Here is a 14,051-nt window from a genome sequence, read left to right as displayed (position 1 = left end):
CTCTTCTTCGATTAGTTAAGATTGAACATTTCATTCAGGCCCTTCACAGAACTTTCAACAAGTACAAGGTTTTTAGCCTTCATGATGTTGTAAGTTGCCAAGTCGTTGACTCTCTTAATTTCAACATTCTGTAAGTTGCGAGCCGATAACAATATATTCTCATTTACATCACTCAAAACCAATAACAGATTTCCTTGGTTCACTTTCAGATTGTTAACCAATTCAACAAACTGTTTTGTTTTCGGTGTTTCAAAGCTGAAATCTTCAACTACCGTCACGGCATTTGCACTTGCTTTCACAGCCAAAGCTGATTTACGAGCCAATCTTTTCAGTTTCTTATTTAATTTGAAACGATAATCTCTGGGTACAGGACCGAATACACGACCACCTCCCCTGAACTGAGGATTTTTAATGCTACCAGCACGTGCACCTCCGGTACCTTTTTGCTTTTTCAGCTTTACAGTACTTCCTGACACTTCATTTCTCTGCTTTGACTTATGAGTACCCTGCCGTTGGTTGGCGAGATACTGTTTTACGTCAAGGTAGATAGCGTGTTCATTAGGCTCTATTCCGAAGATAGCGTCATTTAACTCTATCTTCCTGCCTGTTTCTTTTCCGGCAATGTTTAATACACTTAACTCCATTACTTCTCAATAATTACGTATGAACCTTTAGTTCCGGGAACAGATCCCTTCACCAACAACAAATTATTTTCAGGAATTACTTTCAAGACCTCTAAGTTTGCTACAGTAACCCTATCGCCACCTGTTCTACCGGCCATTCTCATACCTTTGAAAACACGTGAAGGGGTGGAGCAAGCTCCAATTGAACCCGGTGCTCTCTGACGGTCGTCCTGACCATGGGTAGCTTCGCCGACACCGGCAAAACCATGACGTTTCACAACGCCCTGAAATCCTTTACCTTTAGATGTTCCTACAACATCAACAAAAGGAGTGTCTTCGAACAATGTAACATCGATCACATCACCTAACTTGTGTTCGGTCTCAAATCCTGAAAACTCTACGAGCTTCCTTTTCGGAGTTGTGCCTGCCTTTTTAAAGTGTCCACTTAGCGGCTTCGTTGTGTGTTTTTCTTTTTTGTCTTCAAAACCCAACTGAAGTGCTTCATAACCATCGGTCTCTTTTGTCTTGACCTGGGTTACGATACATGGACCGCACTCAATCACAGTGCATGGGATACTTTTCCCCTCAACACTGAATACGGAAGTCATTCCGACTTTTTTTCCAATTAAACCTGGCATTTTTTCTTTTACTTTTTAATAGGTTTTTCTTTCTCTTAATAACGACATAAGGTATTCGCCGTTATCACACCTTAATCTCTACTTCAACACCACTTGGCAATTCAAGTTTCATCAGCGCATCAATTGTACCTGCAGTCGAACTGTAGATATCAATGAGTCTTTTGAATGTGCATACTAAAAATTGTTCCCGGCTCTTTTTATTCACGAATGTAGAGCGGTTCACTGTAAAAATCCCTTTGTGTGTCGGAAGCGGAATAGGACCACTTACTACAGCTCCGGTAGCTTTTACCGTTTTAACAATCTTTTCTGCCGATTTGTCCACCAAGTTGTGATCGTAAGATTTCAACTTAATTCTGATTTTTTGGCTCATGTTTTTAGTTATGATTATGATTTCAAATTTGCGGCAGAAAATTCCCACCGCAAATTAACAATCGAAAATTCTTATACTAGTTCTGTTCTCCCGTTATTTTTCTCGACCACTTCTTTAGCAATGTTCTTCGGAACTTCGGCATAATGATCGAATTCCATAGAAGAACTGGCGCGCCCAGAAGACAAAGTTCTCAAAACAGTTACATAACCGAATTGTTCTGACAACGGTACTTTAGCTTCAATTACACGGGCTCCCGTACGGGATTCCATACCTTCTACCTGCCCACGGCGACGGTTGAGGTCAGCAATAATATCTCCCATATAATCTTCCGGAGTAACAACTTCCAGTTTCATAATCGGCTCCAACAATACCGGTCTGGCTTTCTGAGCAGCTTCTTTATAACCGATTTTGGCAGCCATTTCAAATGAAAGGGCATCGGAGTCTACCGGATGGAAAGAACCATCTAATAAGGTAATCTTCAGACTTTCCAGCGGATAACCAGCTAACACACCGTTATTCATCGCTTCCTTGAAACCTTTCTCTACAGAAGGAATAAATTCTTTCGGAATATTACCTCCTTTTACCTCATTTACAAAAGTCAAGCCTTCTTTACCTTGTTCTGCAGGCTCCATACGGAAAATAATATCGGCAAATTTACCACGGCCTCCCGTTTGTTTCTTGAACACATGACGATGTTCTACCGGCTGAGTAATAGCTTCTTTATAAGCTACCTGAGGAGCTCCCTGATTACATTCTACCTTAAACTCGCGTCTCAGACGGTCTAAGATAATATCCAGGTGAAGTTCTCCCATACCGCTGATCACTGTCTGACCAGAATCTTCGTCAGTTTTAACCCGGAAAGTAGGATCCTCTTCCGCTAACTTAGACAAAGCCATTCCCAGTTTATCCGTATCTTTCTGTGTCAAAGGTTCCACTGCAATACCAATCACCGGATCCGGGAAGGTCATGCTTTCCAATACGATGGGCTTTTCTTCTGAACAAAGCGTATCACCGGTACGGATATCTTTAAATCCGACACAAGCACAAATATCTCCGGCTTCCAGCACCTCCTTCGGCATCTGCTTATTGGAATGCATCTGGAACAAACGGGAAATACGTTCTTTCTTGTCGGTACGCGGGTTGTATACATAAGAGCCGGCTTCAATCTTACCGGAATAAATCCGGGTATAACACAAACGGCCTACGAAAGGATCGGTTGCGATTTTAAATGCCAAAGCTGAAAGCGGAGCTTCGGGATCTACCGGGAAATAAGCCTCTTCTCCATTCCGGGGATCTGTTCCCTTGCTGTTCGGGATATCCAGCGGATTCGGCAAATAAGCAATAACTGCATCCAATAAATTCTGAACGCCTTTATTCTTAAAAGAAGAACCACACATTACCGGACAAAAATCCATAGCAATAACAGCCTTACGGATGACAGCCTTCAATTCTTCTACAGTTATGGCATCCGGATCTTCAAAGAAACGTTCCATCAAAGCTTCATCCTGAACAGCTGCTGCTTCAACCAGTTTTTCCCTCCATTCTTGTGCTTCAGCCATTAATTCTTCCGGAATATCCTGTATCGTTGCTTCCATTGAACCGTTCTCCCATACATAAGCCTTCATTTCCACCAGATCGATTACTCCTTTAAAGTTCTCTTCTGCTCCGATCGGAAGTTCCAGCGGAATGGGATTAGCACTTAGTTTTTCTTTGATTTCACGGACAGCTTTGAAAAAGTCAGCACCGGAACGGTCCATCTTATTTACAAAAGCAAGCCGGGGAACCCCATATTTATTAGCCTGACGCCATACAGTTTCAGACTGGGCTTCAACGCCTCCTACAGCACAGAACAATGCTACAGCACCGTCCAATACCCGCAAAGAACGCTCTACCTCTACGGTAAAGTCAACGTGTCCCGGGGTATCAATAATATTGATCTTATAATCGTGATCCTGGTAATTCCAAAAACAGGTCGTAGCAGCCGATGTAATGGTAATACCCCTCTCCTGCTCCTGTACCATCCAGTCCATAGTAGCGGTACCATCATGGGTCTCGCCTATTTTATGGTTAACACCGGTAAAATACAGGATACGCTCAGTTGTTGTTGTCTTACCGGCATCAATATGAGCCATGATACCGATATTTCTTGTATAATGTAAATCTCTCTTTGCCATTTATCTGTCTCTCCTCATTAAAATCTGAAATGTGCAAAAGCACGGTTAGCTTCTGCCATACGGTGGGTATCTTCTTTCTTCTTGAAAGCTGCACCTTCTTCTTTATAAGCTGCCATAATTTCAGCAGCCAATTTTTCTGCCATATTTTTACCGCTTCTCTTTCGAGAGAAGAAAATCATATTCTTCACAGAAATTGCTCTCTTTCTGTTGGGATTGATTTCCATCGGCACCTGGAAAGTAGCACCACCTACACGGCGACTCTTTACTTCCACTTGGGGAGTAATGTTCTCCAATGCTTGCTTCCAAACCTCCAAAGCGGTTTTTTCTTCTTTCTTAGCCATTTTTTCTTCAACGATGTCTAAAGCATCATAGAAGATCTTAAAAGCGATAGTCTTTTTACCATCTATCATCAGGTCATTTACAAACCGGGTTACCAGTACATCGTTGAATTTAGGGTCCGGTAACAGAATTCTTTTCTTTGGTTTAGTTTTTCTCATTTCTTTTAGTTTACGAACTGGTTCGATCAGCTGTCCGTTTGGCCTTCAACAGTTTCACAACTATTTACTCAACTTTCCGGGAACGCTTCATAAACAAATTCCTGTTAATCACTTTTTACTTTTTGCCTTTTGCTGCAGCCTGGCCCGGCTTCGGTCTCTTCGTACCGTACTTAGAACGTCCTTGTTTTCTTTCAGCAACACCGGCAGCATCCAATGTACCACGAACCAAATGATAACGTACACCCGGCAGATCCTTTACACGTCCTCCACGGATCATCACGATGGAATGTTCCTGCAAATTGTGACCTTCTCCCGGAATATAAGCATTCACTTCTTTTCCGTTGGTTAATCTAACACGAGCCACCTTTCTCATTGCTGAATTCGGCTTTTTCGGAGTCGTTGTGTAAACACGTACACAAACCCCACGTCTCTGCGGACATGCATCCAAAGCAGGAGCCTTGCTCTTGTCCACAATTTTCGTTCTTCCTTTTCTTACTAACTGTTGAATAGTAGGCATTACAATAGTTTTAATTAGTATACTTTTATTCAAAATGGAGTGCAAATGTACTGACCTTTTTCCTAACTACCAAACAATTATGATATTTTTTTGGAAAAAAGTAAAGAGAGTCAACAGATTACCCCGGGGAAAGCAGTTCCTCACAAAAAAATTATTTTTCTATTTTTGAGCCGGAAACCGTTATAAAAAAACTTCGGAATCAGTATAAAAATACAAGGAACAAATGTAATTTTGTCAGCAGAACTGCTATTTTTGCAGTATCTCGTGTCTATCTTTAATTATTTATCCTGACTATGGAAGATTTACAAGCCATAAAACAACGTTTTGAAATTATCGGAAATAATGAAGGTTTAAACCGGGCAATCGACATCGCCCGTCAAGTTGCTCCTACTGATTTATCCGTACTGATTACAGGTGAAAGCGGGGTTGGAAAAGAAATTTTCCCCCGTATTATCCATTTTTTCAGCAGCCGGAAACATTCCCCGTACATTGCTGTCAATTGCGGCGCCATTCCGGAAGGTACAATCGATTCGGAATTATTCGGGCACGAAAAAGGAGCTTTTACAGGAGCTTTATCCGACCGGAAAGGATATTTTGAAGTCACTGACGGAGGTACGATTTTTCTGGACGAAGTAGGGGAACTTCCGCTTTCCACTCAAGCCCGTTTGTTGCGGGTACTCGAATCCGGTGAATTTATCCGGGTAGGATCCTCGAAAGTTCAGAAAACCAATGTAAGGGTTATTGCAGCTACCAATCTGGATATCCCTCAGGCAGTAAAAAACGGAAAATTCCGGGAAGATCTTTACTATCGTTTAAATACGATACCTATATATATACCTCCTCTGCGCGAAAGAAAAGAAGATATCCCTCTCCTGTTCCGTAAATTCGCCTCGGATTTCGCAGAAAAATACCGTATGCCTGCTATCCGGCTCTCTGAAGAAGCCGTACAATTACTTGAAAATTACCGATGGCCCGGAAATATCAGGCAATTGAAAAACATTACCGAACAAATTTCTATTATCGAACAGGAAAGGACAGTAGATGCCTCTACTTTAAAAAAATATTTACCGGCAGAACATCCCGTATTACCTGTGCTTACCGGAAATCATGACACTTCTGAAAGTAGTTTTGCTTCCGAAAGGGAAATCCTTTACAAAATTCTTTTCGATATGAAAAAAGATATGAACGATCTGAAACAACTCGTCTACGGAATGATCGAAAAGGAAGATCTTGCTGCACCTTCTACCCCCCCTCCGACCTCACTGGTCATCCGGCACCAGTACGAACAGCCGAAAACCGAACTCACCAGTAAACCGGTAATCAACCATCCGGCTGTACATCCGGAAGAACAAATTCAGGACACAGAAGCGCTCGTAGAGGAATCTTTTTCGATCGAAGAAAAAGAAAAAGAACTCATCATAAAAGCCCTCGAAAAGAATCACGGTAAGCGTAAAATGGCAGCAAATGATTTAGGTATTTCCGAAAGGACACTTTACCGGAAATTAAAAGAATACAATATTGAAATTTAAATCTTCAGGAACCACATTTAACTTTCAGTTTTACATTAATTACTATCTTTGCAAATTATATATCTATCTCTATGAAAACACTGAAAATTCTGGTTTGTACCCTCCTTATCCTCCTTTGTTGCGATTCATGTAAACTCGCCAGCATCAAATATTCCATGACAGGCGCTTCTATTTCGCCGGATGTAAAAACGTATTCTGTCGATTATTTTCCCAACCGGGCTCTGTTGGTCGTTCCTTACCTGAGCACTCTTTTCCGTGAAAAATTAACGGAATATTTGCGGACAAAAACAAGCCTGAAAGAAATGACAGACAATAACGGAGATATCCGTTTTGAAGGAGAAATCGTAGGATATTATCAAAAACCCATCGATATCCAAAGGGACGAGATCGCTTCCTCTAACCGTCTTACGATAGAAATACGGGTTAAGTATACCAATACCAAAGACGATAAATACGACTTCGACTCCCGTTTTTCCAATTATACGGATTACAGTATAGACATCGATTTCGATTCTGCAGAAGAAGGCTTAATCACCACCATACTGGACAAAATTATCGAAGATATTTATAATAAAGCCCTAGTGAACTGGTAAAAGATTTACTGAACCAGAAGAATATGAACTGATGAAAATAGATAAATGGATAGTATTCTTTTCTCATCCCGAAAAAATAAAAGGTGAGGAGCTGACAGAGCTGGAAGCTCTGCTCAACCGCTATCCTTATTTTCAGGCTGCTCAGATTCTTTTTCTTAAAGTGCTTTATCTCTCCCAAAATAACCGCTTCTCCCAGGAATTAAAACACAGAAGTATTTATATTCCTAACTACAAACAATTCTACAAATATTTGAACAACTGGGCTGAATTCAGAAAAGACCTTCTTCCCAGAGAAGCGGAACCGGGTAGCGCAGCAGACACCTCCGTGACAAGATCCTGTCCGGAAGTCTCTCTCTCTGAAAATGTCACGGGAATTTTTTCCCAACCGATTGAATTATTTGAAGAAGAACAGGAAAGTCAGCATACGTCCTCTCCTTTAACGGCCAAAAAGGCGGTTAGCAGCCTGCAAACGGAATTACAAGATGCATTCAATACTTACCGGCTGGAGGATATTTTTCCCGAGGAAGAAACTCTTTCTTTAGGAGAAATTGCCGGAGAACTCAAAAAAAAGAAAAAAACGGAAGCATCTTCTGCTTCCCCCGCTGAGAACGCAGCGTCGAAGAGTGCATTAATCGACAAATTCATCTTAGAGCAGCCGTCTCTTCCCAAAGGACAACTGGAAGAGGTCGACGACCGGGATTTATCGGCAGAGAGTTATCAGGAAAAAGACGATCTTTTTTCAGAAACACTGGCTAAAATCTACATCAAACAGAAGTTATACGAAAAAGCAATTACAACTTATATAAAATTAAGTTTGAAATATCCGGAAAAAAGTGTTTACTTTGCAAACCGAATTGAAAAAATTAAAGATCAAATCAATAATAACGAGTAACTATGTATACTGCAATCTCAGTTTTAATTGTAATTATCTGTATCCTACTGATATTAATTGTGCTGGTGCAAAATTCCAAAGGCGGCGGACTAGCTTCATCATTTGCAGCTTCTAACCAGATTATGGGTGTAAGAAAAACAACGGATTTTTTGGAAAAAGCCACCTGGACATTGGCAGGTGCAATGCTGTTATTATGCGTTATCGCTGCTTTAGCTATCCCCAGAGGAGAAATTGGCGGGAAATCAGCCATACAGGAACAGGTACAAAAGGCTCCGGGCAATCAGGTAATCCCTCCTTTTACCACTCAACCACAGGGAGACCAGACGCCGACAGCTAATGAAAATACGCCGGCTGAAAATACACAAAACTAAATTTCAGCCGTATCCTTATCAGAATGTCAGTATGTCAGTCATACTGACATTTTTTATACCCTCCTGTCATTTGAAAAATTTTCCATAAAAAAGTATTATTCCGTTTCTTTTTTATTTCATTTTCAACCATTTATACATAAAAACAGACCTTTTCCTAAAAACTCATCGTTTTTTGGCACAAAAAATGATAAAGGAGAAAGTTGAAACATTACAACAGGTATTCCCGTTGTAACATTGCAGGAAAAATGAAATGAATATATTATAAACTTTAAAAATTTTAAGATTATGGCACTAAAAACCGTTCTTAACAAAGTAATTGTTGAACCTGTAGAAGCAGAAACAAAAACGGCAAGTGGAATTATCATTCCGGATTCTGCTAAAGAAAAACCCCAGAAAGGAATTGTAGTTGCAACCGGTAAAGGCAAAAACGATGAACCGATGGAAATAAAGGCCGGTGATACCGTTTTATTCGGAAAGTACTCCGGAACGGAAATCCATATTGATGACAAGAAATATTTAGTAATGAATCAATCTGACATTTTAGTTGTCCTTTAATCCAATAGTCTTTATCTAAAGAGACTTCTTAAAATCAAAAAACGTTAAAACTAAAACATTATGGCAAAAGAAATAAAATTCAATATTGAAGCCCGCGATCTGTTAAAAAAAGGTGTAGATGAACTGGCTAATGCAGTAAAAGTAACGCTTGGTCCGAAAGGCCGGAATGTAGTGGTTGAGAAGAAATTTGGCGCCCCTCAAATCACCAAAGACGGGGTAACCGTAGCTAAAGAAATTGAATTATCTGATCCGTATGCAAACATCGGGGCTCAGATGGTAAAAGAAGTAGCTTCAAAAACAGGGGATGATGCCGGAGACGGTACGACAACCGCAACTGTTTTGGCACAATCCATCATTAACGTAGGCTTGAAAAACGTAACTGCCGGAGCCAATCCTATGGAATTGAAAAGGGGTATTGACAAGGCGGTGGCTGCAGTCGTAAAGAGCCTGGAAGAACAAAAAGAAGAAGTAGGGGATAATTATGACAAAATACGCCAGGTAGGCCGGATTTCTGCCAATGGAGACGACACGATCGGGAACCTGATCGCAGAAGCCATGGAAAAAGTAAAGAAAGAAGGCGTGATCACGGTTGAAGAAGCCAAAGGCATGGAAACTGAAGTGAAAGTGGTAGAAGGTATGCAATTCGACCGGGGGTATATCTCTCCGTATTTTGTTACCGACAGCGACAAAATGGTTGCTGAATTCGAAAATCCCTACATTTTACTTTACGATAAGAAAGTAAGTACTATGAAAGAATTACTGCCGATTCTGGAGCCGGTGGCCCAAGCCGGACGTGCTTTAGTAATCGTGGCAGAAGACGTAGAAAACGAAGCTTTAGCTACCCTGGTAGTAAACCGCCTGAGAGGGTCTTTGAAGATCGCAGCTGTAAAAGCTCCGGGATTTGGTGACCGCCGTAAAGATATGCTGGAAGATATTGCAATTCTGACAGGTGGCGTTGTAATCTCTGAAGAGAAAGGTTTAAAACTGGAAACCGCTACAATAGACATGTTAGGTAGAGCTGAAAAAGTGTCAATCGACAAAGAAAATACGACTATTGTACACGGACTAGGAGAAAAACAGGCCATTGCTGACCGGATTTCCCAAATCAAAAAATTGATTGAAAAGTCAACTTCCGATTACGATAAGGAAAAACTGCAGGAAAGACTTGCTAAATTGGCAGGCGGAGTAGCTGTATTGTATGTAGGAGCTGCTTCTGAAGTGGAAATGAAAGAAAAGAAAGACCGCGTAGACGATGCTTTAAGTGCAACAAGAGCAGCTATTGAAGAAGGTATTGTAGCAGGAGGCGGTGTTGCTTATATACGGGCTCAGGCTGCATTGGAAAACCTGAAGGGAGAAACGGAAGACGAAACCACAGGTATTGAAATTATTAAACGGGCTATTGAAGAACCTTTACGCCAGATTGCTTTCAATGCAGGTGTAGAAGGAGCAGTAGTAGTTAATAAAGTACGGGAAGGAAAAGGTGATTTCGGTTACAATGCCCGGACAGATGTATACGAAGATCTGAAAAAAGCCGGAGTAATCGATCCGAAAAAGGTAACCCGTGTTGCTCTGGAGAATGCAGCGTCAATTGCAGGTATGTTCCTGACAACCGAATGCGTATTAGTAGAAGAGAAAAAAGAAGAACCTGCAGCACCTGCTATGGGCGGTGGCATGCCAGGGATGATGTAATCTCTTTCTTTATCCTTTATAAAAGCCCCCTAAAGGGGCTTTTTATTTTATAAACATTTCCCTTCTTTCCCCTCTTCCGCTTTTTTACATTTTTTTTAAAGTATTTTAGTTTCAGGTCCCATTTAGACAGCGTAATATTTTCGTTTTTAAGGGGAGTTTTTTACTTTTACACTCGCAAATTTTAATTCGTTAACAAATATAACATGGATTACGGAATTTTTGATTTCCTGAAATTAATCGGTTCTTTGGGAGTTTTCCTGTACGGCATGAAATTAATGAGCGAAGCCTTACAGAAAGTTGCGGGTGATAAAATGCGTCATATTTTAGCAGCCATGACTTCCAACCGGGTAAAAGGAGTAATCACCGGTCTTCTCATTACCACTATTATTCAGAGTTCCTCTGCCACCACCGTAATGGTCGTCAGTTTCGTAAATGCCGGTTTATTAAACCTGGTAGAATCCATTGGTGTAATTATGGGATCCAATGTAGGTACGACAGTTACTGCCTGGCTGATTTCCATCCTCGGTTTTAAAATAAGTATGGCGGAAGTATCATTGCCTTTGATCGGTCTTTGTCTGCCGCTTTTATTTTCCAATAAACGTTCCCGTAAAAGCTGGGGGGAACTGATCATCGGATTTGGTCTATTGTTTATCGGTTTGGAATTTTTAAAAAATTCCATGCCCAATCTGAATGAAAATCCCGAAATTTTTACTTTCCTGCAAAACTATACTGATATGGGCTATGGGTCGTATATCCTGTTCATGCTCATCGGAACAGCCCTGACGATCCTGATACAGTCTTCATCCGCTACTATGGCTCTGACGCTGGTAATGTGCGCAAACGGCTGGATCAATTACGATATTGCAGCTTCCATGGTATTGGGGGAAAATATAGGAACGACCATTACTGCCAATCTGGCTGCCATGGTAGCAAACACCACAGCTAAAAGAGCTGCCTTCGCCCATTTTCTTTTCAATGTATTCGGTGTGACCTGGGTATTGGCTATTTTTCCGGTATTTTTAAAATGGATAGAAGAACTGAGTGTTTTTGTGGGCATCGGAAATCCAAGCACAAGTATAGAAGCAGTGCCTATGGCTCTTTCTTTGTTTCACACGGTATTCAATGTTACCAATGTTCTGCTACTCATCTGGTTTACAAAACTGATCGCCCGTTTGGTTACCAAAATTATTCCTACCCGGGAAAGCAATGAAGATGTATTCAAATTAAAACACATAAAAATCGGATTACTTTCCACTCCGGACGCTTCTCTGTTCCAGGCCAAACAGGAAATTGCCCTATACGGTAAAAATACCCGGGATATGTTCCAGAAAGTTGCAGCTTCCCTGGATATGACGCCCAAAGATTTCGAAAAACAATTTGACAAACTTGTAAAGCTGGAAGATGAAAGTGATAAAATTGAAGTGGAAATTGCCGATTATCTGACAAAAGTATCCGAATCCAAGTTATCAACAGAAAACTCTCAGCGCATCCGGGCCATGTTTAAAATTGTCTCGGAAATCGAAAGCATCGCCGACTCTTCCCTTAATGTGGCAAAGGCAATGCTTCGTAAGAATGAACAAAATGAGGTATTCCCGGAAGAATTGAACCATAAATTAAAAAGCATGTTTGCTTTGATAGACGAAACCTTAGGCGTGATGTGTAACAACCTGTCAATGGAATATAAAGAAGTGAATGCGAAAAAGGCTTACGAGTTGGAACATGCCATTAACGATTACCGTACCATTCTGAAACAAGAACACCTCATCGCTATCGAAGGAAAAAGGTACAATTATCCTACCGGAATTTTATATACGGATATGTTTTCTGAATGCGAAAAGATAGGAGATTATGCCATTAATGTAACCCAAGCCATTAAGGAAATCGGAACGGATAATTAATGGGAATTTATCTTTTATACCGAATATAATTCAGAGAAAAGAACAGAATAGTTTCTAAATATTAACAAAACGAATAAGATTGTTTCTCCTCAACCGGGTGACGAAATCATTAAAATACAGATAATATGGCACAGGAAGATGTTTTCAAAAAATTAGTAGGACACTGCAAGGAATACGGTTACGTTTTTCCTTCCTCTGATATATACGATGGGCTGGGAGCCGTATATGACTACGGGCAGAATGGAGTAGAACTCAAAAATAATATAAAAAAATACTGGTGGGAATCCATGGTGCGCTTGCACGAAAATATCATAGGTATTGATTCTGCTATTTTTATGCATCCCACTATATGGAAAGCTTCCGGCCATATAGATGCTTTTAACGATCCATTGATCGATAATAAAGATTCTAAAAAAAGATACAGAGCTGATGTGCTCATAGAAGATCACATAGCAAAATATGATGAAAAAATTGAGAAAGATGTGGAAAAAGCCCGGAAACGCTTTGGAGAAAAATTCGATGAAGCTCTGTTCCGGCAAACCAATCCTCAGATACTGTCCCACATTGAAAAACGCGAAGCCCTTCGGGAAAGAATGGCCAAAGCTCTAAATGCAAACGACCTGACAGAATTACGGCAAATCATTGTCGACAATAACATTGTATGTCCGATCTCCGGTACAGCTAATTGGACAGAAGTCCGTCAGTTTAATCTGATGTTTTCCACAGAAATGGGCTCTACGGCAGAAGGAACGAATAAAATTTATTTACGCCCGGAAACAGCTCAGGGGATTTTTGTGAATTTCTTAAATGTGCAAAAAACAGGACGGATGAAAATCCCTTTTGGAATTGCACAAATCGGGAAAGCTTTCCGGAACGAGATTGTAGCCCGTCAGTTTATCTTCCGGATGCGAGAATTCGAGCAAATGGAAATGCAATTTTTCGTTCGCCCCGGAACAGAACTCGACTGGTTTAAAAAATGGAAAGAAACCCGTATGAAGTGGCATCAGCTATTGGGATTCGGGTCACAAAATTATCGTTTTCATGATCATGAAAAACTGGCCCATTATGCCAATGCCGCTACTGATATCGAATATAAATTCCCCTTCGGATTTAAGGAAGTAGAAGGAATTCATTCCCGCACTGATTTCGATTTGTCCCAGCATCAGAAGTATTCGGGCAAAAAAATACAATATTTTGATACAGAGCTGAATGAATCTTATATTCCTTATGTAATCGAAACTTCTATCGGAGTAGACCGCATGTTCCTGCAAATTATTTCAGCAGCCTATTGTGAAGAGGATCTGAGTAAAGACGGGAAACAGGATTCCCGCGTTGTTCTGAAATTACCAGCAGCTTTGGCTCCTGTAAAAATGGCAGTAATGCCCCTGGTAAAAAAAGACGGACTCCCTGAAAAAGCCCAGGAGATCATGAATTTACTCAAATATGACTTCAATTGCCAATACGATGAAAAAGATTCCATCGGGAAGCGTTATCGCCGCCAAGATGCGATCGGCACGCCCTTTTGTATTACTGTAGACCATCAGACATTACAAGACAATGCCGTTACAATTCGTTACCGCGATACGATGGAACAGGAACGTATCCCGATAAGCCAGTTATTCAATATTTTAAAAGAAAAAACAGATTTAGGAAATCTACTCCGGCAAATCGGATAGTCCAAAGAGGAAACCCTAAAAAGGCCTTT

General features: G+C 40.7%; 14 protein-coding genes. 8 read left to right on the top strand and 6 right to left on the bottom strand.

What is annotated here, in order from left to right; translation table 11 throughout:
* Positions 1–11: 11 nt before the first annotated feature.
* From rplD to rpsL, 6 genes are all read right to left on the bottom strand, one after another.
* Complete coding sequence (gene rplD / locus Q0465_RS01705) at positions 12–644, bottom strand: 50S ribosomal protein L4 (protein ID WP_298611934.1); 633 nt, start codon at positions 642–644, stop codon at positions 12–14.
* The gene (gene rplC / locus Q0465_RS01700) at positions 644–1,261 is read right to left on the bottom strand and encodes a 50S ribosomal protein L3 (protein ID WP_298611931.1); all 618 of its coding nucleotides are present in this window, start codon (positions 1,259–1,261) and stop codon (positions 644–646) included. Before rplC ends, rplD begins: the two co-directional genes overlap by 1 nt.
* Positions 1,262–1,325: 64 nt before the next feature.
* Positions 1,326–1,631 (bottom strand): 30S ribosomal protein S10, encoded by a 306-nt coding sequence (gene rpsJ, locus Q0465_RS01695; RefSeq protein WP_009137840.1) that lies wholly within the window; start codon positions 1,629–1,631, stop codon positions 1,326–1,328.
* Between the two features lie 71 nt (positions 1,632–1,702).
* A complete protein-coding gene (gene fusA, locus Q0465_RS01690; protein WP_298611927.1) occupies positions 1,703–3,805 on the bottom strand; it encodes an elongation factor G in 2,103 nt (700 codons plus the stop codon).
* A gap of 17 nt (positions 3,806–3,822) precedes the next feature.
* Positions 3,823–4,302, bottom strand: coding sequence for a 30S ribosomal protein S7 (gene rpsG / locus Q0465_RS01685; protein ID WP_298611924.1), 480 nt, complete (start codon positions 4,300–4,302; stop codon positions 3,823–3,825).
* A gap of 115 nt (positions 4,303–4,417) precedes the next feature.
* A complete protein-coding gene (gene rpsL / locus Q0465_RS01680) occupies positions 4,418–4,819 on the bottom strand; it encodes a 30S ribosomal protein S12 (protein ID WP_009137843.1) in 402 nt (133 codons plus the stop codon).
* 293 nt (positions 4,820–5,112) lie between these two features.
* Between rpsL and Q0465_RS01675 the strand changes: the two genes are divergently transcribed.
* The 8 genes from Q0465_RS01675 (at position 5,113) to Q0465_RS01640 (ending at position 14,022) form a co-directional block, all read left to right on the top strand.
* Positions 5,113–6,348: a sigma-54-dependent Fis family transcriptional regulator gene (locus Q0465_RS01675; RefSeq protein ID WP_298611921.1), complete on the top strand. Its 1,236-nt coding sequence runs from the start codon at positions 5,113–5,115 to the stop codon at positions 6,346–6,348.
* Between the two features lie 71 nt (positions 6,349–6,419).
* The gene (locus tag Q0465_RS01670) at positions 6,420–6,941 is read left to right on the top strand and encodes an LptE family protein (protein ID WP_298611918.1); all 522 of its coding nucleotides are present in this window, start codon (positions 6,420–6,422) and stop codon (positions 6,939–6,941) included.
* A 31-nt stretch (positions 6,942–6,972) separates the two neighbouring features.
* Complete coding sequence (locus tag Q0465_RS01665; RefSeq protein ID WP_298611915.1) at positions 6,973–7,833, top strand: hypothetical protein; 861 nt, start codon at positions 6,973–6,975, stop codon at positions 7,831–7,833.
* Positions 7,834–7,835: 2 nt separating this feature from the next.
* Complete coding sequence (gene secG, locus Q0465_RS01660) at positions 7,836–8,204, top strand: preprotein translocase subunit SecG (RefSeq protein WP_298611912.1); 369 nt, start codon at positions 7,836–7,838, stop codon at positions 8,202–8,204.
* Between the two features lie 285 nt (positions 8,205–8,489).
* A complete protein-coding gene (gene groES / locus Q0465_RS01655) occupies positions 8,490–8,759 on the top strand; it encodes a co-chaperone GroES (RefSeq protein ID WP_298611909.1) in 270 nt (89 codons plus the stop codon).
* A 60-nt stretch (positions 8,760–8,819) separates the two neighbouring features.
* Entirely contained in the window at positions 8,820–10,448 is a 1,629-nt protein-coding gene (gene groL / locus Q0465_RS01650) for a chaperonin GroEL (RefSeq protein ID WP_298611906.1), read from the top strand.
* A gap of 203 nt (positions 10,449–10,651) precedes the next feature.
* Positions 10,652–12,346, top strand: coding sequence for a Na/Pi cotransporter family protein (locus tag Q0465_RS01645; RefSeq protein WP_298611903.1), 1,695 nt, complete (start codon positions 10,652–10,654; stop codon positions 12,344–12,346).
* Between the two features lie 125 nt (positions 12,347–12,471).
* Positions 12,472–14,022 (top strand): glycine--tRNA ligase, encoded by a 1,551-nt coding sequence (locus Q0465_RS01640; RefSeq protein WP_298611900.1) that lies wholly within the window; start codon positions 12,472–12,474, stop codon positions 14,020–14,022.
* The last annotated feature ends 29 nt before the right edge of the window (positions 14,023–14,051 follow it).

It is taken from the genome of uncultured Odoribacter sp. (assembly GCF_937966165.1).
In the GTDB taxonomy this organism is placed as follows: Bacteria; Bacteroidota; Bacteroidia; order Bacteroidales; family Marinifilaceae; genus Culturomica.
The sequence above is the reverse complement of the archived record's forward strand: the minus strand, read 5'-3'. Positions and strand labels throughout refer to the sequence as shown.